Here is a 19150-nt window from a genome sequence, read left to right as displayed (position 1 = left end):
CAGCGAAAGCTCAGGGAAAACTTAGCCATTTAATCCACGTCAGCGGCGTATTGATAGCGTGGCCCGGAGAACCTATTCCATACCTCGAAGGAGACAGCCCCGTGAAGATCGCCATTTGTACGACTCTCGCCATCCTGACTTTCCTGGTTTTAGACAGCACATCGTCGTTTGCCCGAAAAGCAAATAGCACACTCGATAGTGAGCGCCCCGCAATCTTTGCCGGGCGCGCACTGGCAGACACAAAGTTCCACGGCGTGTACCAAATTGATGCCGCGCACCAGCTGGTGATCGCCAACTGCGATCACAGCTTCCGCGGACAAGAGCCTAACCTTCTCTGCTTTCTGTATCCTCCGACTGGGCGCATAGGTGTTTTGCGGCGCACTACGGAAACCTCCTTTACATACGGCGCGAGTGGACCGGCAGGTGGAAAAAGCAATTTCTTGGGGGAAATCAATTTCTTGCTTACGACGGATGGAAGCGTCATCGGGATGCACTGGCGCGAAGGGGCCGCTTTTCCGGTGTTCGCAAAAGCAACTAATAGCATCCGCTTCGAAGAGGTCACCTTCACTAACCGCCGCGTGAAGCTGGCCGGAAGACTAACGCTGCCCATCACCCCGGGACCGCACCCGGCGGTGGTGATGATTCAGGGCTCGGGCGCGGGTGGCCGCGACTACGCTTATTACGGTCTGTTGGCAACCCACCTCGCCCGGCAGGGGGTGGCGGTGCTCACTTACGATAAACGCGGCTACGGATCTTCCCTGGGACCGAGTTGGAGTAATGCTGGGATTGAGGAGTTGGCAGACGACGCGCGCGCGGCCGTGAATTACCTTAAGCGGCGTCCGGACACGATCGCTAACCGGATCGGACTTTATGGTCACAGCCAGGGTGGCTTTATCGCGCCGCTCGTACCTGCGCGCGGCACTGACGTCGCCTTCGTCTGTCTGCTCGCGCCACCGGCAACTAACACCTGGGACCAGGAACTCAACGAGGCCGAGAACGATATGCGCAGTCGCGGTTTTTCCGAAGCCGACGTAGCTGACGCGCTTGACTCAATGAGACTGATGTTTCGCGTCGCAGCAACTGGTCGTGAGTGGGAAGCCTTAAGTCGGGCAGTGCAAAAGGCGCGTTCGGCAAAATGGTGGGGTGTGGTGGAACTCAGTTCATCCGAGCGTGACCTGGCGCGTTGGCGGCAAACTGCCTATGACCCGCGCGCAGCACTCGAAAAACTAAGGACGCCCGTACTGGCCATGTTCGGAGAATTAGATGGGGTGGTGCCGCCCAAACAAAATTTGCCTCTGTGGGAGCGCTACCTGCGCGCTGCGGGCAACAAGGATTTCACATTGCGCACAGTCCGAGCCGCCAATCACGGGCTGCTGCAGGTGAAAGATGGGGGAGCCGGACATATCCCGGATAACTACAGCGAGGAGAACCCGACGCAACTGGCGTCCGGAGTCCTGCAAGACATAACTCAATGGATAGCGAGTCGGAGCGGACTAAGAGTTTCGCCGTCGGATTTGAAAGCAACTGCCGGCCAGGAGACGGCAGCGCCCGTGAGTTTACTGGATCAAGAGAAACTGATCGGCACTTACGCCATTGGAGCGAAGGAAACAGCTGTGGTCTACAAGTTCGGCGATTTCCTTATGCTGCAGGACTTCAACACCGGTCGCACGGGAGGACTTTTTCCCGCGCCGGACAAACCGAACGTCTACAACCTGGTGGCCCATGGTCCGCGAACTTCTCCGGTCAAGGTGGCCTTTGAACAAACGGCCGAAGGCTCGCGCATTATTTTGCGGGAGCCGGATCGGCCTGAACGGAGTGGGAGCCAGATCGAGCTGAAACAGGAGGAGGTCACTTTTCGAAACGGCGATACGACGCTGGCCGGGACGCTGATCACGCCCGCGTCAAAGGGGCCGCACCCGGCGATTGTCTTCGTGCACGGTGGCGGAGCCGCGACCCGTCGGGGCTTCCTGACTTGGGCGATGTTGTTTGCGCGACACGGAATCGCCGCGCTCGCGTATGACAAGAGAGGAACAGGAAAATCTACCGGAGACTTTCGGACATCTCGCTACGAGGATTTGGCGGGCGACGTGTTAGCCGGCGTGCGTTTGCTCAAGTCACGCGCCGACATAAGACTGAAGGACATTGGTCTGCTCGGCACCAGCCAGGGGCCCTGGGTGATGGGGATCGCAGCAACAAGCGAGAAAGACCTTGCGTTCCTGGTCACCTCGAGCGGCGGGCCGATTACGCCGGCACTGCAGGAAACGTACCGACGCCTCTGGCTGGTCCGCGATGCGGGCCATTCAGCGGAGGAGATCAAGCAGGCCGAGGAGGTGCTCGGCAAATATTTCCCCTACCTTCGCAGCAACGGCAAAGAAGGCGCGATTGAAGTGAGCCGTTTGTGGCAGGCCCACAAAGACAAGCCCTGGTTTAAGCTGCTCGATCTTCCGGCGTCCGATCCGACAGTCGGAGAGTGGCCCGCCGCCCGGCGTAGTTTTGCGGCTGAGCTATTCTTCGACCCCGTCGTTCACTACCGCCAATTAAGGTTGCCGATCCTGGCGCTTTTAGGTGAAGCGGACAAAGTGGTTCCGGCCCAGGAGACTATCGCAGTCTTCAAGCGCACCTTGCCCGAGATGGGAAAAGGACAATTAACGATCGAGGTGTTTCCCGGAGCTAACCATGACTTCACGCTGCCGCCGGCTCCTGGCGACATCCCTCGGACCGCGCCCGGGTATTTCGACAAGATGGTCTCGTGGGTGAAGCAGCAGGTGAAGGTTGTTGCTAATCAGCCATGAAGCGAGGACGGTAAGGACGGGGGACAGGCGTGCGGATTTTTGGGATCCTCATTAGATCTTAACCAGCTCGGCGATTTTGATTGGGCGCTTTTGTTCGACGCTCTTTCGCGCCGCGATGCCGGCGACTGCCCGGCTCCTCGCCGGGGCATTGTCATGTTTGACCACAGATTACCAGCCGGCATGAATCTTCCAGTGGTCCACAATGTGCTCGCCTTCGAGCACGTTGTAGTAGGAATGTTGGGCCGCGGTCAGACACGAATGGTTTGCCAAAACTCTGACGCGCGACCCAACGCGTAGCCGGTCGAAAGTGTTCTCATCCTTCACCATGACGACGCCGTGCTCTTGTGACATCTCGCTGACGGTTAGATTCAGATCCTCGCCCAAGAGGTTCAGTACTCTGCCATAGCCACAATCCGGATTGAGACCCACCGGACCGCGGTCCTTCGATAGCGCGATGGCGCCGGCATCGATGATCACTTTTTGTCTGCCCCGGTCGCGATGCACGACTGAAGCGAGGACCGTCAGTGCGCAGTCTTGAAATGAACAGCTACCCAGGGTCGCCTGGAACGCGTCGAAAAAGATGTAGTTTCCAGGGCGTGCTTCGTCGATGCCGTCGAGATGATCGACACTCGTGATAGTTGGAGTTGAGCCAATACTTACGATTGGTACCGGGCCGACTTCCTGGCGGAGCGTCGCAGCAAAGCCGGCCATCACATCGCGTTCATGTTTCGCGAGGGCCAGAACCTCTGCTTTTGTCTGACAGTTATAACTGTGACCCGCGTGGGTCAGGATTCCCGCAAACCGCAGGTTTGACGCGTTGGATATGCGGCGGGGAATCTCGGTAGCCGCTCCTTCAGTGGGCTCGACACCGCACCGATGATATCCACAGTCGACCTTCAGAAAGAGATCCAGATGAACGTTCGCCTGTTTGGCGGCCGTATTCAGAGGATCGGGCAGATCAGAGTCGTCCGTTATCAAAGCCAGTTCGCAATCTCTGGAGAGCTCAATCGCTTCAGCAAATTTGCCCGGCTCGATCGGGATGGCGTAGGTGATTTTGGAGAATCCATTCGCAGCGAACGCTCGTGCTTCGGCAAGGGTTGAGACCGTGACGGCGCCGGAGTGCCCGGCAGTTTGAATGCGAGCAACTTCAATACACTTGTGGGTCTTGATGTGCGGGCGAAGATCAGCACCAAATTGGCTGATCCGTTGGCTCATGCGGTCGGCATTGCGCTTAACCTTCGCGACGTCGAGTACGAGACTCGGTGTTTTCAGAGTTTCAAGGTTCATTGTTCGTGAGGCCCGAAGGGGCCGTCATTAAATAGCCACGGCCGTCAGGCCGTGGTTTGATTACGGAAAAATAACCGAGCGCCGAAGGTGCGGTATTGATCATGTCGGCCCTTCGGGCCTCGATGCGGTCTGCGTATGTTACTCCGACCTGACGGTCGGGGCTATTGCATGACAGCGCTTCGCGCCTCATACCCACCCGCTAACGCAGATGGTACTGACTCTCTATTTCTCAAATAGCCTCCCACTGAATTACGATCCCAACTATGAAAGCCATCCAGGTTACGCAAACGGGCGGGCCCGAAGTGCTCACACTCGCAGATCTGCCAACGCCTACGCCTAAACCAAACGAAGCGCTCGTCGAGATCAAGGCGATCGGAATCAATTTCATCGATGTCTACCTGCGCGAGGGCAGATATCCCGCGCCGCTGCCATTCATTGCCGGACAAGAAGCGGCGGGTGTGGTTGCGGAAGTCGGCGCTGACGTGACGAATCTCAAACCGGGTGATCGCGTGGCGTACTGCGGAATAACCGGGAGCTATGCCGAATACGCGTGCGTGCCTGCGGATCGCCTCGTCAAGGTGCCGGCGCAATTGGATTTCGACACGGCCGCCGCGGCGATGCTGCAAGGCATGACCGCGCATTATCTCTGTCGCAGCACCTATCCGGTAAAAGCCGGTGAAACTGCCTTGATTCACGCGGCGGCGGGCGGCGTGGGCCAACTGCTGGTGCAGATGTGCAAAGGTCTCGGCGCACGTGTTATTGCCACGGCCGGCAGCGAAGAGAAGGCGGATCTGGCGCGCGCAGCCGGAGCGGATGAGTGCATCGTCTATACGAAAGACGATTTTGAATCAGAGACAAGACGCCTGACGGACGGCCTTGGCGTTCACGTGGTCTATGACGGCGTGGGCAAGGCAACTTTTGATCGCGATCTGAATGTGTTGCGCCCGCGCGGGTACCTGGTTCTGTTTGGCGGCGCGAGCGGGGCGGTGCCGCCGTTCGATTTGATCAAGCTGTCGCAGAAGGGTTCGCTGTTTATCACGCGACCGACGCTCGCACATTACTCCGCGACACGAGAGGACTTGGAATGGCGCGCGGGCGACGTGCTCGGGATGATTGTTAATGGTGAATTGAAAATCCAGATTCATCATCGATATCCGCTCGGTGAAGCGCAGCAAGCGCACCGCGACCTCGAGGGACGAAAGACAACGGGTAAGTTGTTGTTGATTCCGTGAGGGGTAGATGGACAACCGCGGAGGGGCGACAGATTTGGAGTGCGCCGGCTGACTTCCGACTTGTCGGGACGTCGACAGCGCTTTGGATCTTTTCGCGCCCAGCGATAGTTGCATCCTGGATGAGTTTGAATCCAAGCGCTGTCGCCGCTACGACCACCCCAGCGCGGATGCCGCGCCGGGGACCCCGGCGCGCTCTGTTGCGCACCCCAAATTCTTTCGCCCGCTTCCCGGGCTCACCGATATTGGGGGCTGCTATCTGGGGCTTACGCCCCACGCTCCATGTTGTCGTGCGCTGCACCCAAGAATGGCAAAATCGCAGGCCATGACCCCGATCAATTCTGACCTGACCCCGATTAATTCGACCCCGATTAATTCAACACATTAGAGCTATTCCTAAACTCCTTTCCTGAGTAAAATAGCCAGACCCTCAATGGCCTTAACTCCCGGCACAAAACTCGGCCGTTACGAAATCCGTTCGAAGATTGGCGCGGGTGGAATGGGAGAAGTGTATCTGGCTGAAGACACACGGCTCCGCCGAAATGTCGCCTTAAAAGTTCTTCCCGCCGAACTCGCTTCAAACAAAAATCGAATGCGGCGGTTCGAACAGGAAGCGCAAGCCGCGGCGGCTCTCAACCATCCCCACATCGCGACGATTTATGAGATTGCCGAACATGAGGGCTACCACTTCATTGCGATGGAATTCGTCGATGGCGTGACGCTGCGTAAGAAGCTCCGTCGTCAGCATACCGAGCTGCGCAGGTTCTTGCGGTACCTGCAACATGCGGCGGAGGGTCTGGCCCAGGCACATGCTGCGGGGATCGTTCATCGCGATCTCAAGCCTGAAAACATCATGATCACGCGCGACGGGCACGTGAAGATTCTGGATTTCGGTCTGGCGAAACTTGTCGAACCTCAAACCAGTTTAGGCGGGGGCGAGGTGGCGGGGGGTAGCCCGCCTCTAAACGAGAATGAGAGTTCAAACGAAGACGCTGAGACGGCAATCATGCAGCAGCAATCAACGCCCGGCGTGATTATGGGCACCTTTGGTTACATGTCTCCGGAACAGGCCCAGGGTAAGACAAAAGAGATCGACCAGCGATCCGACATCTTCTCGTTCGGATGCATCCTGTATGAAGCGGCCACCGGCAGCAAGCCTTTCGAAGGTGAGTCGCTCATTAAATCCTTACACATGGTTGTTTATGAACCGGAACCGTCCATCGCTGATTCCAATCCATCCGCGCCTCCGGAACTACAGCGTATTGTGAGACGTTGTCTCGCGAAAGATCCCAAAGACCGCTATCAATCGATTAAGGAAGTTGCAAATGAGTTGAAAGAGCTGCGGCGCGAGGTTCGCGGCGCCGGCATCGATACAACTGTGCCACCGGCCAGAAGCACCACGACTGAGCCGGCGGGCGCGAAGTCCACCGGCAGCGAAAGCTTCGGTCCAACAATCAGTACGCCATCGGCTTCGATTGAGACGAGCGCCTCCAGCGGCGAGAATGTTGTCTCCCGCATCAAACAGCATAAATTCGCGGCGGGAATTGCTTTGCTCACGTTGCTGGCGGCGGCCACGGCCGTCGGCTTTTATCTGCGTGGCCGCACTTCAAGCGCGACTATTGAATCGATCGCGGTGATGCCCTTCATCAACGAAAGCGGCAAAGTGGACGTCGAATATCTCGCGGACGGGATGACCGAAACCCTGATCAGCAGCTTGTCACAATTGCCGAATCTGAACGTTAAAGCGCGCAGTTCTGTCTTTCGCTACAAAGGAAAAGATACCGACCCAAAAATCGTGGGCAGCGAACTGAATGTGCAGGCGATTTTGAATGGCCGGGTTGCTCAATACGGTGATCGAGTGACGCTAAATCTTGAATTGGTTGACGTCCAAACCGAAAACGTAATTTGGAGCGAGCAATACAATCGCAAACAAACCGACCTGGTGTCTTTGCAGAGCGACATTGCGCGCGACGTTTCCAGTAAACTCAGAATCAAATTGTCAGGCGCGGACGAACAGAAGTTAGCCAAGCACTACACGCAAAATACCGAGGCTTACAAGCTTTACTTGCAGGGCCGCTTTTACGCCAACAAACGCACGCCAAAGGACTCGCATAAAGCTATCGACTGTTTCGAGCAGGCTGTGCGCATCGATCCAAACTATGCCCTGGCGTACGCCGGACTGGCGATCAGTTATGCCTACCTCACGATTTTTGGTGATGAGCCGTCCGGAAACACATTTCCCAAAGCCCGCGCGTTTGCCTCAAAGGCAACCGAATTGGACAGCTCTTTGGCTGAACCCCATATCGTGCTAGGCGTGCTCAGGTTTCTTCAGGACCACGATTTTGCCGGCTGGGAACGCGAGGTTCAATTGGCACTGGCGGCTAATCCCAATTCAAGTGACGCTCATCGCCTGAATGGTTTGCGACTTCTCTATCTGGGCAGGTTTGCTGAGGCGCTCGCCGCGACCCAGAGGGCGTTGGAGATAGAACCTTTATCAACCGCCGGTAACGTCAATTATGCCGTCTGTTTTTTCTATTCGGGGCGAATCGACGAGGGCGAGGCGCAAATGAAAAAGGCGATCGAGCTGGCGCCCGATTACTGGTTTTCGCATTACTATCTCTACAACGTTTATCGCTTTAAGGGTAACTATGCTTCGGCTATCGACGAACTTGCGAAGAGCAAAGACTTACGAGACGAAGCGGAAGCCGCCAGATTGATCAGAGAGAGTTTTGCCAAGCGAGGGTGGCAGGGATTTTTGCGCGCGGTGACCGCTCAGCCTGCGGCGATGAAAATGAGTCCCTACAACATGGCGGGGTTTTACGCGGAAACCGGAGACAATGAGCGGGCTTTTGCGGCACTCAACGAAGCAGTCAAGGCTGATCAATTGGTGGGCTTTGTGAAAGTCGATCCCTTCATGAAACCGCTGCGCGACGATCCGCGCTTTCCGGAGTTGCTAAAGAAAGTCGGTTTCCCACCATAAGGCAAGCTGTTGGCTGGCTGTCCGCAGCTATCAAGTCAGACAGTAGAATCCTGATGGGCTTCTCTGTGCATGCTCTGTGATTCTCGGTGTCTCTGTGGTGGTAAATTTCTGGCGGCAAATTCATCACAGAGGCACGGAGTTCCACAGAGTCCCACAGAGATTACGAAATCAGGTCACAACCCAACGGGTGAGGACACGACCCGCAACCCAACCAGGTCAGGCCGGCGATTTTGCGATTCTCAGAAGCAGTCGCCTACGGCTGACGCCCGCTCACCCTGTTACGGGTGCAATTTCCGCGTCGCCTGAGTCCCCGTCACGCTTCGGTAGCTTCCTTCTCAGAATCAAAGCAGAGATTACGGTAATCAACAGTCCCACCGGAAAAGGCTCCATCAGCGTCATGGCGTAACGCAGGAAAGGATTCTTGTACCACTCCTTGAATTGCTGGTACTCCTGAACCGTCTGGTTGAGCGCTTCCGGCGTCGCTCCCTGCGCACGCATCTTCTCAACCATGTAGTTTGAATATTGATCGAGAAAGTCCGGCAGGAACCAGTGGTAAACAAATTCCCAGGTCACGATGTAAATCGCACAGGAAATCAGCGTGATCAAAAATTCCCACTTTGAAGGCCCGTCCAAATGTGATCGTCCCTCCCGCAACCCGGTCGCGATATGAGCGGATGCCGAAGAACACCATCACAAAACAGGTGACGAATGTCGCGTAACCAACAACCGTGAGATATTCAAAGGGAATGCGACCGATGAGCGGGATGGTGACGAACATCATCAAGGCCGCGATGGCACCCGAAAACAATCCGAAGTACAGAACAGTCTTTTTCATGCGTTCCCACTCCTCTGCGTTTTGAAGTCGAGTGGAAGGTAATCTTTAAGCACTCACCTTGTCGTCATCCTTTTGAGTGACTTTGGCCGCTGGAGTGAAAATCACTAAAAAGGGTGACACCGGCGCGGGCACTAGTCTCTCTAGCATGAATCCGATGTTTCGGGACAGGGACCTCATTGATTCCAAATGACGGTTCAGGCAATCATTTCACTGAAACAGGCGCACGTTTACCCGTAACGGACCTTTGAGTATAAACTGCCCGCTCAAATGCCGCCTGAAAGTTTGGACGACACCGTCAAGGAATCAGAATGAGCCACAACATTACGGATATTGAATTGCAGGAGATCGTACAGCATCGGCCCGCCGGCGAAAGCGAGAAAGAAATTGGCAGCTCCTTTTTTCGTGGAGACACTTGCAATTTCAACCCGTACAAAACGGATTTCGCGAATCCGGATTTTTTGGAAAACTTCGTGCTGCAGGGATGGCTCCCGGAAAGACCGTTCCTGAACAGTCGTACAAGAATCACCGCCTTTGGGAGTTGCTTCGCTGCACATCTGGTCAACTATCTGAGGCAAATCGGATACGACGTCGCCAGGGATCGCCACCCGGAGATCTACATATCTTCAATGGGCGAAGGTCTGGTTAATACTTATGCCCTGCGCCAGCAGTTCGAGTGGGCGCTGGAAGACCTGGAGCCGCCCGAAAACCTCTGGTATGGATTCCGCGCTGAAGAATTTGGCTATCGGCCTGAAATAAAAGAAAGAACCAGGAAAGTATTTCTCGAGACGGATTTTTTCGTTATCACTCTGGGCCTTTCGGAAGTTTGGTATGACGAAAAGACCGGCGGCGTGTTCTGGCGCGCTGTTCCGATGAGGTTATATGATCCCTCTCGACACAGGTTTCGCGTCTGCTCGTTTGACGAGACGAAGCAGAATATCCGCCGCATATGCGAATTGATTTTCAAGCACTCTCCCCAGGCCAGAGTGTTGTTCACTTTATCTCCGATTCCGCTCGCTGCAACCTTCCGCCCAGTGAGCTCCATGACCGCAAACTCCGCATCTAAGTCCATCCTGCGGGCAGCGCTGGATGAATTTCTGGGGGAGAATTCGGAAATCCTCAACAAGAAGATTTTCTATCTACCGTCCTACGAAATATTCAACGAGCTTTTCCCTAATAAGTTTACCGACGACAACCGCCATCCTTCTGACGATCTCATTCTCTTTTTCCTGAAGCTTTTCGAAGCGATCTATTGCGAAACTCCTCTTAGCCTCGATGACGTTGGTTCGCTTTTTCGGGAAACACGCGAAAAGAATATTGCCTCTCTGTCTGGCGCAGCCGGAAGCGAGAAACCTTCGCCACTTCAGAAATCGCTCGACGTGGAAGAGCGCGTGCGCGCCGTGATTGCCAGATTGTTTGAACTTTCCCCTGAGGAAGCTAAAGGTCAGTTGAGAATTGGCAATCCTCCTCGATGGGATTCAATCGGACATTTGGAGTTGCTGGTTGGAATCGAAGAAGAATTTGGGATCAGATTTCCGACTTATGAAATAGCCGGACTGAATACCGTCGAGGCAATCAGTGAAGCCGTCCGGGCGCAAAATGGACACCAATCGGGGTAACCTCGACGGCGCTAAGGCTCGGCGTCAATGTAATTGGTATTAAACTTGAACGAAACCCTTCCCTTTCCTTCCGACGTCAACAGATCAATCTCCGACAGGTCCGCCGGCGGATCGTCCACCAGCCTCATCTCTGCCATTTCCTGGATCACGATATCGGCACGCTCGGACGCAATCAGCACCGGATCAAGTCGGGGGGCCGCGACAAAAACTGCCCGACTGAAGTTCTGAGGAAAGAACTGGATCATGAATTTGTTCATTGAATCACCGAACATTACCAACCGGGGCAGATCCTCCCCTCTACGTTCTGCAACTGTGGCGTAAAGCGGCTCTGCCAAAACGGTAATCGGCTCGTTGCTAAGCATCGAAAAAGCCGGCTTGCGCACGCGAAGGTCTGCCGAGTTTTCTTTATCGTGGCCCCCCAGACCCAACATGCCCACGAGATTTCCCGCCCGCTGGCGATTAACCAGCACAAGATCAGACTCGGAAACGGGCTGCAAATCAGGAAATGATTTGCGAAGTTCGTTGATGATAGCCTGATACCCCACGAAGCCTCCGGCAGAGTTCCAATGACTATCCACCTTGTAAAATACCGGGCGACGAGTCTTCGCTTCATGAAGCGCCGGCCGGAGATCGAGGATTTTCAGATCTGAATTCTTCCTGAGGTAGGCCAGCAGCTGGTCGAGGCGTGTTTCATTCTTCCGGCGAAACGTCGACGGAAGATACTCGGGGTAAACGGACTCTTTATTTGGGCAGACTACGAACAGATAGCGAATTCCCCGCCGCGCCAGCCAGTCGCGTCTTCCTTCCAAAAGCTGCCGCCATCGATCCAATTGCTCTTTAGTGTAAGCCGGAACCGTAGGTTGCCCGTGGGCCGTGTACTCGCCCGCATAGAAAAGCCAGCCGTCCTTTCCCACGATTACGTTTGGCGAAGCCGATTTAAACAATCTCAGCTTGGCCAGCGCCTGCCAACGAACCAGCGAGGCCCTAAAACCAAAATTGTCGTTAAAGTAAGCCGTAAACTCTTTCGGAAAGTTAGAAATCGCTTCTGAGTTTGCCGGTAACGCAGGGAGCTTCGCTAATCGCCGGTTCTCGAGCTGCTCGGACATTACGTCCCAACGGAACACCAGACCAACCATCGGTAAGCTTATGGCGACGGTGAAAAGAAACGTCAGTAAGGTGTCTTGAACCGCGCGAAATTTTTTAGAAAGCTGCAAAGTGTCTCCTCACTCTAGAACTTGAAGTAGATGAAGGGACTGTAGGTTCCCGCCGCCGACAGTGACACCGAACAAAGAAAAATCACGGCCAGGCTCGCGGTATTGAAAACCCCGAACCCGGCGTCTAACAGATTCCCCCGCGCATCCCCAAGTCGACTGCTCAAGCTCTCCTGCCAATTTCTAATCGTTGGAGCCAAGGGCAAACAGCCCAGTATTCCCGCACTGAGAGCGAGGAGAAACATCGGGGTCAAGTATGTACTTAGGACGTGTCCAGCTCTCCCGGAGTTAAGCGCAAACATGGCCTGATAAAAACGCAACGCGTCGGAAAGCGAAGGCGCGCGCACTAAAATACAGGTGACTAAGATCACAAACACAACGTAGAGATGGCGCAGTAGTCGCGGCCATCGCGCCAGCAATTTCGCGAAGCCCATGCGCTCAACGGCAAGCACACTGCCAAACGCAAAACCCCAGACAACGAACTTCCAGCTCCCCTCGTGCCAGAACCCGCAAAGCACGAACACGATTATCAGATTGAGATGAATGCGCCAGGTTGGGCGCCGGTAGCTTAAAGGGAAAAACAGATAGTCGCGAAACCATCCGACCAACGTCATGTGCCATCTTTGCCAGAAGTCTGTGACTGACTGAGCAACGTAGGGATAGTTGAAGTTTTCCGGAAGATGAAAGCCGAACATCAAACCCAGACCAATCGCCATATCGGTGTAGCCGGAAACGTCAAAGTAGAGTTGCAACGCGTAAGCAACCGCCCCCAGCCAGGCGATCCCCGGCTCTAATTCCGCGAACGGAACTTTGAAGATCGTGTCCACCGTCAGCCCGAGCGTGCTGCTGATTAGCATTTTTTTGCCCAGACCGATAGTGAAACGCCTGATGCCGGCTGCGAAACCGCCAAGACTAACGTGGCGTTCGACGAGTTCTTTTGCAATGCCCGCATATCGCACAATGGGGCCGGCAATCAAATAGGGAAATAATGTGAGATAGAGCAGGAAGACATGAAACTTTTTCTCTGGCTTGATTTGTTTTCGGTAAACATCAATCACATAGGACATGCCCATCAGAGTGAAAAACGAAATACCGACGGGAAGGTGCGAGCGAGGCGAGGGTATGGAGCTCAAGTCCAACATCCCGAGCAAGCGGTTGAGGTTCAACACTATGAAGGCCGGGTACTTGAAGGATCCGAGTAACAGAAGGTTCGCAGCGATGGCCAGCGCCACAATCAGTCGACGCGGTTTCATTTCTTCAAAGTTGCCGATCGCCCGCCCTAGCCAGTAGTTGAGCAGAATCGAGATCAACAGCACGACGACGTAAATATTCTGGCCCCATGCATAAAACAGAAAGCTGGCGGTCAAAAGTACCGCATTGCGGATCGGGCGGGGAGAGGCGAAGTAAATTGCTAAGAGCGCAGGCAGAAAAAGAAATAGAAATAACGGCTCAGTGAACAACATTGTCGGGTAGTTTCGCCGCCGAGTTGAAAAATTCAAAGTTGCGGCATTGCTCAGCTTTCAACGCTTCTCTGTGGCCCGGAAAACTGGTCGGTCATTGGTATGTCTGCCCCTGGTGCTTGAGCCAGCCGCCCGGATGTCGCCCGGCAGGGTCGTCGTGAGTCCAATGAACGACCCCGCCCTCCGGATTCCAGTCGTATTCCCCGCGAAAATACACCTCGTCTCCCACGTGTGGGCCAGGTACTCGTGGCGCCAGGTCAATGTTGTGGGCAATGAGCAGGGTCTGCCCCGAGCTGAGTTCCAGGATAAAACGTTGATGCCTGCTTCCCTTGTAGTCGTCAGGAAGAATCTGCTTGACCACGCCCCGGCCTTCGACTTGAAGCTTGCGAGCCTGACTCTCGAAGGCGCGTCGAAGTATTTGGTCGTTCTCGGAAGAGAAACCTTGCTCTATTCGCGGCGAGCAGCCGAAAACACTTATCGCGAGAAGGAAGACGAGAGTTAGGAATCGCATTGTTTTAGCCAAGCGGGAACTAGCCTGCGAAGCGGTGTCAACATAAAGACTTTCACCCCACTGACGGTCGGGGGTTTTGCATCTCGGGGCTGCGCGCATCACCACGAGAGGTCCGAAGGACCGTTATGAAATAGCCACGGCCGTAAGGCCGTGGTTGACGAGTATATATGACACCGAGCGCCGACGTTGCGGCATGAATCATGTCGCCCCTATCGGGCCTTAACTATTTCTTTTGGACCGCAACCCCGACCTGACGGTCGGAGCTATTTCATAACGGCGCTTCGCGCCTCACTCGGGCTGGCTCCCATCTTTCATGCCTTCGGCGTACGAGATCCCAGGAGCTTGCAGAACCTCAATGCATCTTCGGTCATCTTGTAGTTATTAAAGAAGACGTAAGACTTTTTCCGTTTCGGCAGCGCGAGGGTCAACTCTTCGAGCTCGCCCTCTTCATATTGATACCGCCAGCCGTTGCGCCCATGAAGCCGGAAGTAGGGGCGATTCGAAGTCGTAGTTTTGTTTACGAACGGATCGACTACATGCCACAAGCGAAGCTCGTCACAGATGGACTTGACGACGACGCCGTCCCAATCTCCGCGTGGCTCCCAACCAAGATTCAGGCCCTCTCGATCAATGGAGGTAACGAATTTCTTAAGGCTGGCAATGTGCTCTTCTGTTTGAGTAAAGCTAGCCGGACATTGGAAGAGTATCGTCCGGGCGTTCAAAGCCCTGGCGGACGCGAGGGTAGTTTCCCAGGCTTGCCGCACGATGGCTGAATCACGAAAATAACCCGCCTCTTCCTTTTCAATGTCTGAGAGTTTCACTTTGAGCCGTCTGTAGGTGGGGCTCCTGGCGTCATGGGTGATCAATTGCCAGGCCTTGAGGACGAATTCAAAGTCAGGAGGCATGAGAGCGCGCCAGCGTTCCAGGGTACTAAGTTTAGGTGGCTGGTAGAAGGTATGTTGAACTTCGACGCAAGAGAAAGTGCGTGCGTAGTCGGCCTGCGCCAAACCAAAACCACAGGTTCCGACTCGAGTGCCCCCGGTTACTTCTCTACAAGTCATTGAGTCGGATTAGGATTTGCCTGAAGAGTGCTCATCAGTTTTCTTGCCGGGTCAGGTCCGAAGGACCGTGATGAAATAGCCGCGTCCGTCAGGCCGTGGTTACGTCGTTGAGAAACGTTCCGAGGGTCCGCAGGATCGATATGAACCAGAACATTTCGAGGCGCCAGGTCGGGGCTATCGAATCTCGGCGCTGCGCGCCTCACTGGCTCCAGCCCTTTCCAAACTGTACTTTGCCAACTCGAGCGGATGCGCTTTGTCCGCAGATTCCAAATGGCGCAGGAGCCTTTCGCGTCGCGCCTTCTCTGCCGCATCCACGCCGGGGGCAGAGATTAATTCGCGCAAGTCGCGCTCGGCGTCGGCCTTCGTTTCGTTTTTTAAACAGACCAGGGCGAGTCCGGCAAGCTGAAACCGGTCGAAGCCTTCCATCAGGAAGTCCCGCAGCGCGGGACTGTGACGCAGATGAAACCTGATCGTCTCTTCAACGCCACGGACCGGATATTCAGGGAACACAGCTGAATGAATGATCGCAGAGGCGAAGTTGTTCAGGATTAACTCCGCCATGGCCTTCACCTCATTGAGGCTCGCGGCGTCGCCTTCGACCCAGGCTTTGTTGTCATAGAAGTAAGGACGCAGGTAAGGCTTCTCGATCAGGATCTTCAAGTGGTCAGACGTCTCGGACATCGCCCGCTGCACCAGTTGGATCTGAGGCTGCTGCCGGGCGCTCTCCAGCTGCCGCCGCGCTGTCTCAAGCTGGTCCCGCGCGGCGCGTAATTGTCTGACGAAGACGGAAAAATTCAGGAGGCCGGTCAGGACCAGCAAAAGGGTCCCGCCGAATGTTAGTAGAGGGATTAAGAGTTCAGAGTTCACTGGTTAATGAGGTCAGTACCACCTGCGGTCGCGGCTGGGTTCATGAGGCAGGAGGGGCCGGCATTGTCATTCCAGTCTTCCGACCTCTAGATTAGGTATTCGATGCTACCCCGACCTAACGGTCGGGGTATTGCATTCCGGCGCTTTGCGCCTCTACCCACCCGCTACCGCAGGTGGTACTGACCTCATTATCCAACTCACTCTTACCGCACCGGCCTAAGCAAAACATCCGCAAGGCTTCGCAGCCGATTCGAGTCCGCCGCGCTCTTGGCCGTTGTCGCACTCTTTTGCACCGACATCCCCAGGCCACGCAGCTTCACCAGCGAAGCGCGACTCAGGTTTGAGCTTTCCGCAGTTCCAATCGCCTGCCGCACACTCGCGATTTGATCGGCCGGCAGGGCCTGAGATCGTTCCAGCTGATCAAGATACGCTTTCGCCACGCTCAACTTGCGTGGCCAGACAATCTTTTGCTGGTTCTGCACGTTGAACTCAGTCATCCGCACTGTCTTCGCCGCATCGATCTCGTTTTGAGACAGATCCTTCGTCGGTACGAGCTCAAAGACATCCAGGCCGCGGGCGATCTCAGAGGCGTAGATGTAGCCGTTGTACCAGTAAGCTGACCAGTCGCCGCCCAACACCAGCAGGTTGGGAAGAATCGGCCCGCGATCGAAGTAGCCGATTTCAACCGGATGCTCGGCGTCGGTGAAGTCCATGATTGAAATACCGCCCTGGTACCAGGCCTGCACTTTGATGTCGCGCCCCGGCACCGGAAGCAGCGAGCCGTTGTGCGCCACGCAGTTTTCGCTGTCCGTCTGGGCCGCCGGCAGTTTGTAGTAGCTGGCGAAACTCAGCTTGTTGTTGCTCAAGTTGAAAATCGCATTAGCACCCCACTTGTTCGGATCGGTAGCGCGACAACGCGCGCCGAGTCCGCCGCCCCACTCGTCGGTGAAGACGACTTTTTTCCCGTCGTTTGAAAACGCGGCGGAGTGCCAATAGGAATAATTAGGATCGTTGACCGCGTCCACCCGTTTCGGATGAACCGGATCTCTGATGTCCAGGAGGATTCCATTTCCCGAGCACGCCCCGGCCGCCAGTCCGAGCTGTGAATACACGGTGATGTCGTGACACTGATTGGTGAGCGCGGGCTTTTCCATCGCCTCTCCCGCTTTGCCGTGAAATGGGCCACTCGTGAGTCCCGCGACGTTGCCTGATCGCGGATCGATAAAAATGCGGGGACTGGAAACTACTTTTGCATTCTGCGGCGCCGCCAGCGGCACCTTGATCACTTCAATGCGAAAGAGCGCCGTATTCGGATCCTTCTCAGGCTGTTCGCCCGAGCACCCCGCCAACTCTTCGTTTCGGCGCACGTAAGAAGTGCCCGAAACATAGAGGTAAACGTTTCGTTTATCTTTCGGATCGACCACGAGGGTGTGCGTGTGCGAGCCGCGGCAAGTTTGCACGGCGGCCACCTGTTTGGGATTGCTGATGTCGCTGATATCGAAAACTCTCACACCGCGGAAACGATCCTTTTCTGCGGGCGGTGGAGGCGGATCCTTCTCTTGTCCCGCCGGCGGTGGAGGTGACGGTGGAAATCCCTGGGGGCCGCAATCGAGCCGGCCGTTCGACATCTCAACCGACATGAACAAGAGATTCTTGTAAACCGACACATCGTTCTGTCCTCCGGGACAGATTATCGAAGTCAAAAGCCGGGCGTTCGCGGGAGTTGAAATGTCGTAGATATTTAAGCCATAGAAATTTCCCATGAACAGACGGTTGCCCTGAAATGCCAGGTCAGAGTTGGCAAACGCCAGCTGCGCCGTCGGCAACACAGCCGACTTCTCAAGCTTCGAGGGCTCACCGATACCAAGCAGCTCCAGGGTCTTCTGGACTCGCGGATCGTCAGGATTGTCGGATTCGAGTTGAAAGGCGTCGGGCTTCTTCAGTAGTAAGAGATGCTTTAGCCCGAGCGCTGCTTCACCGGCGTCGTACATTCCCGGCTTCAGATTCGCGCGAGGGTCCGACGTATCTGAGCCCGTCATTCCCGGCGGCAGCGCCGGCGCCGTTTCCGGAGCAAACGGGTTTTCAGGCGTAGGCGAGGGTGACGGCGAAGCTGAGGGATTCTGCGCCTGCGTCCCGGTTGAAAAATAAAACCCCAGAACGAGCGATGCGATTAGCACCAGGAAAGCGAGACTATGTTTCCGATTCATTCGTTGTCTCCTTCAAAGAAGGTTATTTTTGTTCAAAGCCCGCGAAGCGGGCGATAGCATAAAGACTTCCACCCCAGCCGAGATGCTCGGCCGGGGAGCCCGGCCTGGGGCGTAAGCCCCAGGATCAGGCAAGCAACCAATTTGGAGCCCACGAAGTGGCGACAGCCGAGTCATTGCCGTTGGCCGATCTCCGATCTCTAACCTGCCCGAGCGGCAAATTGGAAATTTGCAATCAAAGCGGTCTGTCGCCCGCTCCCGCGGGCTCGTTCGATACTTCTGACTGATCCCGGGGCTCTACGCCCCGGGCTTTATGCTGTCGCGCGCTCCGCGCGCTTTGTCACCGGCAAATTCACGGTCGGGCTACTGCCCCCGCTCCCAGCATCTTTTCCATGACCTTAATCTCGGCACGTTGGCCACTGTCAACGTCGGTCGCAAAACTGAATAGCTCGGCGTCCTGACCCGCGCCGGCGGTGTCGAATAACTGCTTCACCATCACGAGAGCGCCGTTGTGATGCTGAATCATTCCACTCAAGAACAGTTTGTCGAACTCGGCGCCTTTTGCTTTTCGCAGCGCCTCCATCTGCTTCGGCGTCAGCATGCCGGGCATGAGCATCGAGTGGCTCGTCATATCCATACCCGGCATGTGGGTTCCCATCGACGGCATCTGGGGCACAACCGGTTCACCTCTGGCGGCGAGCCAGCGTTTCATGAACGCCATCTCGTCTGACTGCGAATGGCTGATGCGCGCTCCGAACAAACGCAGCTCTTTGTTCGTCGTGTGCGATGCAATCAGCGCCGTCATTTCCACGGCTTGAGCATGATGCATGATCATGCCCTGCATGAACTCAATATCCTTTGGCGACGTCGGCGGTAGAGTGGGTCGCGTCGATGACGGCAGCCTGCGCGTCGGCTGACCGGGCGCGCCCGGCTGAACGACGACCGGTGGCGGCGGATTAGTCTGCTGTGCGCAGACCGGCAGCAAGAACGAAGCTGCGAAAATACTGACGGCGGCAAGCAGCACACTTCGTGCCGGCAGGAGCTTAGTTTGCAAGCTGAGTTGAAGATCCTTCATCGGCCTGGAAAGAGAAGGATAA

At 55.6% G+C, this 19150-nt stretch carries 14 protein-coding genes; 5 read left to right on the top strand and 9 right to left on the bottom strand.

From position 1 onward, the window contains the following. The first annotated feature begins 101 nt into the window (after positions 1-101). Positions 102-2792, top strand: coding sequence for an alpha/beta hydrolase (locus VFX97_14270; protein ID HEX5704365.1), 2691 nt, complete (start codon positions 102-104; stop codon positions 2790-2792). Between the two features lie 168 nt (positions 2793-2960). Here the strand turns inward: VFX97_14270 and VFX97_14265 are convergent, their stop codons facing one another. After that, entirely contained in the window at positions 2961-4079 is a 1119-nt protein-coding gene (locus VFX97_14265; protein ID HEX5704364.1) for an alanine racemase, read from the bottom strand. Between the two features lie 263 nt (positions 4080-4342). Here VFX97_14265 and VFX97_14260 point away from each other — a divergent pair, with 263 nt between their 5' ends. Then, a complete protein-coding gene (locus VFX97_14260) occupies positions 4343-5311 on the top strand; it encodes a quinone oxidoreductase (GenBank protein HEX5704363.1) in 969 nt (322 codons plus the stop codon). A gap of 430 nt (positions 5312-5741) precedes the next feature. Beyond that, positions 5742-8288 (top strand): protein kinase, encoded by a 2547-nt coding sequence (locus VFX97_14255; GenBank protein HEX5704362.1) that lies wholly within the window; start codon positions 5742-5744, stop codon positions 8286-8288. 270 nt (positions 8289-8558) lie between these two features. Here the strand turns inward: VFX97_14255 and VFX97_14250 are convergent, their stop codons facing one another. Both VFX97_14250 and VFX97_14245 read right to left on the bottom strand, forming a co-directional pair. Beyond that, the gene (locus VFX97_14250) at positions 8559-8861 is read right to left on the bottom strand and encodes a DUF4199 domain-containing protein (protein HEX5704361.1); all 303 of its coding nucleotides are present in this window, start codon (positions 8859-8861) and stop codon (positions 8559-8561) included. Next, complete coding sequence (locus tag VFX97_14245) at positions 8791-9123, bottom strand: DUF4199 domain-containing protein (GenBank protein ID HEX5704360.1); 333 nt, start codon at positions 9121-9123, stop codon at positions 8791-8793. The genes VFX97_14250 and VFX97_14245 overlap by 71 nt, the downstream gene beginning before the upstream one ends. A 458-nt stretch (positions 9124-9581) precedes the next feature. Here VFX97_14245 and VFX97_14240 point away from each other — a divergent pair, with 458 nt between their 5' ends. Continuing rightward, positions 9582-10739 carry a GSCFA domain-containing protein gene (locus VFX97_14240; protein HEX5704359.1) on the top strand — a complete coding sequence of 386 codons (1158 nt, stop codon included), beginning with the start codon at positions 9582-9584 and terminating at the stop codon, positions 10737-10739. A gap of 11 nt (positions 10740-10750) precedes the next feature. Here VFX97_14240 and VFX97_14235 read toward each other — a convergent pair whose 3' ends face one another. Both VFX97_14235 and VFX97_14230 read right to left on the bottom strand, forming a co-directional pair. After that, positions 10751-11953: a hypothetical protein gene (locus VFX97_14235; GenBank protein HEX5704358.1), complete on the bottom strand. Its 1203-nt coding sequence runs from the start codon at positions 11951-11953 to the stop codon at positions 10751-10753. A gap of 14 nt (positions 11954-11967) precedes the next feature. Then, positions 11968-13413, bottom strand: a complete 1446-nt coding sequence (locus tag VFX97_14230; protein HEX5704357.1) for an MBOAT family O-acyltransferase — start codon at positions 13411-13413, stop codon at positions 11968-11970. Between the two features lie 163 nt (positions 13414-13576). On the opposite strand from VFX97_14230, the gene VFX97_14225 reads away from it, so the two are divergent. Then, positions 13577-13912: a hypothetical protein gene (locus VFX97_14225; protein HEX5704356.1), complete on the top strand. Its 336-nt coding sequence runs from the start codon at positions 13577-13579 to the stop codon at positions 13910-13912. Positions 13913-14232: 320 nt separating this feature from the next. On the opposite strand, the gene VFX97_14220 is transcribed toward VFX97_14225, so the two are convergent. The 4 genes from VFX97_14220 to VFX97_14205 form a co-directional block, all read right to left on the bottom strand. Then, positions 14233-14982, bottom strand: coding sequence for a DUF72 domain-containing protein (locus VFX97_14220; GenBank protein ID HEX5704355.1), 750 nt, complete (start codon positions 14980-14982; stop codon positions 14233-14235). 174 nt (positions 14983-15156) lie between these two features. Beyond that, the gene (locus VFX97_14215; GenBank protein ID HEX5704354.1) at positions 15157-15849 is read right to left on the bottom strand and encodes a hypothetical protein; all 693 of its coding nucleotides are present in this window, start codon (positions 15847-15849) and stop codon (positions 15157-15159) included. Positions 15850-16052: 203 nt separating this feature from the next. Then, positions 16053-18056: a hypothetical protein gene (locus VFX97_14210; GenBank protein ID HEX5704353.1), complete on the bottom strand. Its 2004-nt coding sequence runs from the start codon at positions 18054-18056 to the stop codon at positions 16053-16055. 349 nt (positions 18057-18405) lie between these two features. Continuing rightward, positions 18406-19128, bottom strand: a complete 723-nt coding sequence (locus VFX97_14205) for a DUF305 domain-containing protein (GenBank protein ID HEX5704352.1) — start codon at positions 19126-19128, stop codon at positions 18406-18408. Positions 19129-19150 lie beyond the last annotated feature (22 nt).

The organism is Pyrinomonadaceae bacterium (assembly GCA_036277115.1).
Lineage (GTDB): Bacteria > Acidobacteriota > Blastocatellia > Pyrinomonadales > Pyrinomonadaceae > UBA11740.
Note: the sequence above shows the minus strand (reverse complement) of the source record. Positions and strands in the feature narration are given on the sequence as shown.

Excerpts from the sequence above, each read along its gene's own strand:
- VFX97_14220 (HEX5704355.1), bottom strand. The coding sequence starts at position 14,982 with ATGACTTGTAGAGAAGTAACCGGGGGCACTCGAGTCGGAACCTGTGGT.
- VFX97_14230 (HEX5704357.1), bottom strand. The coding sequence starts at position 13,413 with ATGTTGTTCACTGAGCCGTTATTTCTATTTCTTTTTCTGCCTGCGCTC.
- VFX97_14260 (HEX5704363.1), top strand. The coding sequence starts at position 4,343 with ATGAAAGCCATCCAGGTTACGCAAACGGGCGGGCCCGAAGTGCTCACA.
- VFX97_14245 (HEX5704360.1), bottom strand. The coding sequence starts at position 9,123 with ATGAAAAAGACTGTTCTGTACTTCGGATTGTTTTCGGGTGCCATCGCG.
- VFX97_14225 (HEX5704356.1), top strand. The coding sequence starts at position 13,577 with ATGAACGACCCCGCCCTCCGGATTCCAGTCGTATTCCCCGCGAAAATA.
- VFX97_14265 (HEX5704364.1), bottom strand. The coding sequence starts at position 4,079 with ATGAACCTTGAAACTCTGAAAACACCGAGTCTCGTACTCGACGTCGCG.
- VFX97_14210 (HEX5704353.1), bottom strand. The coding sequence starts at position 18,056 with ATGAATCGGAAACATAGTCTCGCTTTCCTGGTGCTAATCGCATCGCTC.
- VFX97_14255 (HEX5704362.1), top strand. The coding sequence starts at position 5,742 with ATGGCCTTAACTCCCGGCACAAAACTCGGCCGTTACGAAATCCGTTCG.
- VFX97_14205 (HEX5704352.1), bottom strand. The coding sequence starts at position 19,128 with ATGAAGGATCTTCAACTCAGCTTGCAAACTAAGCTCCTGCCGGCACGA.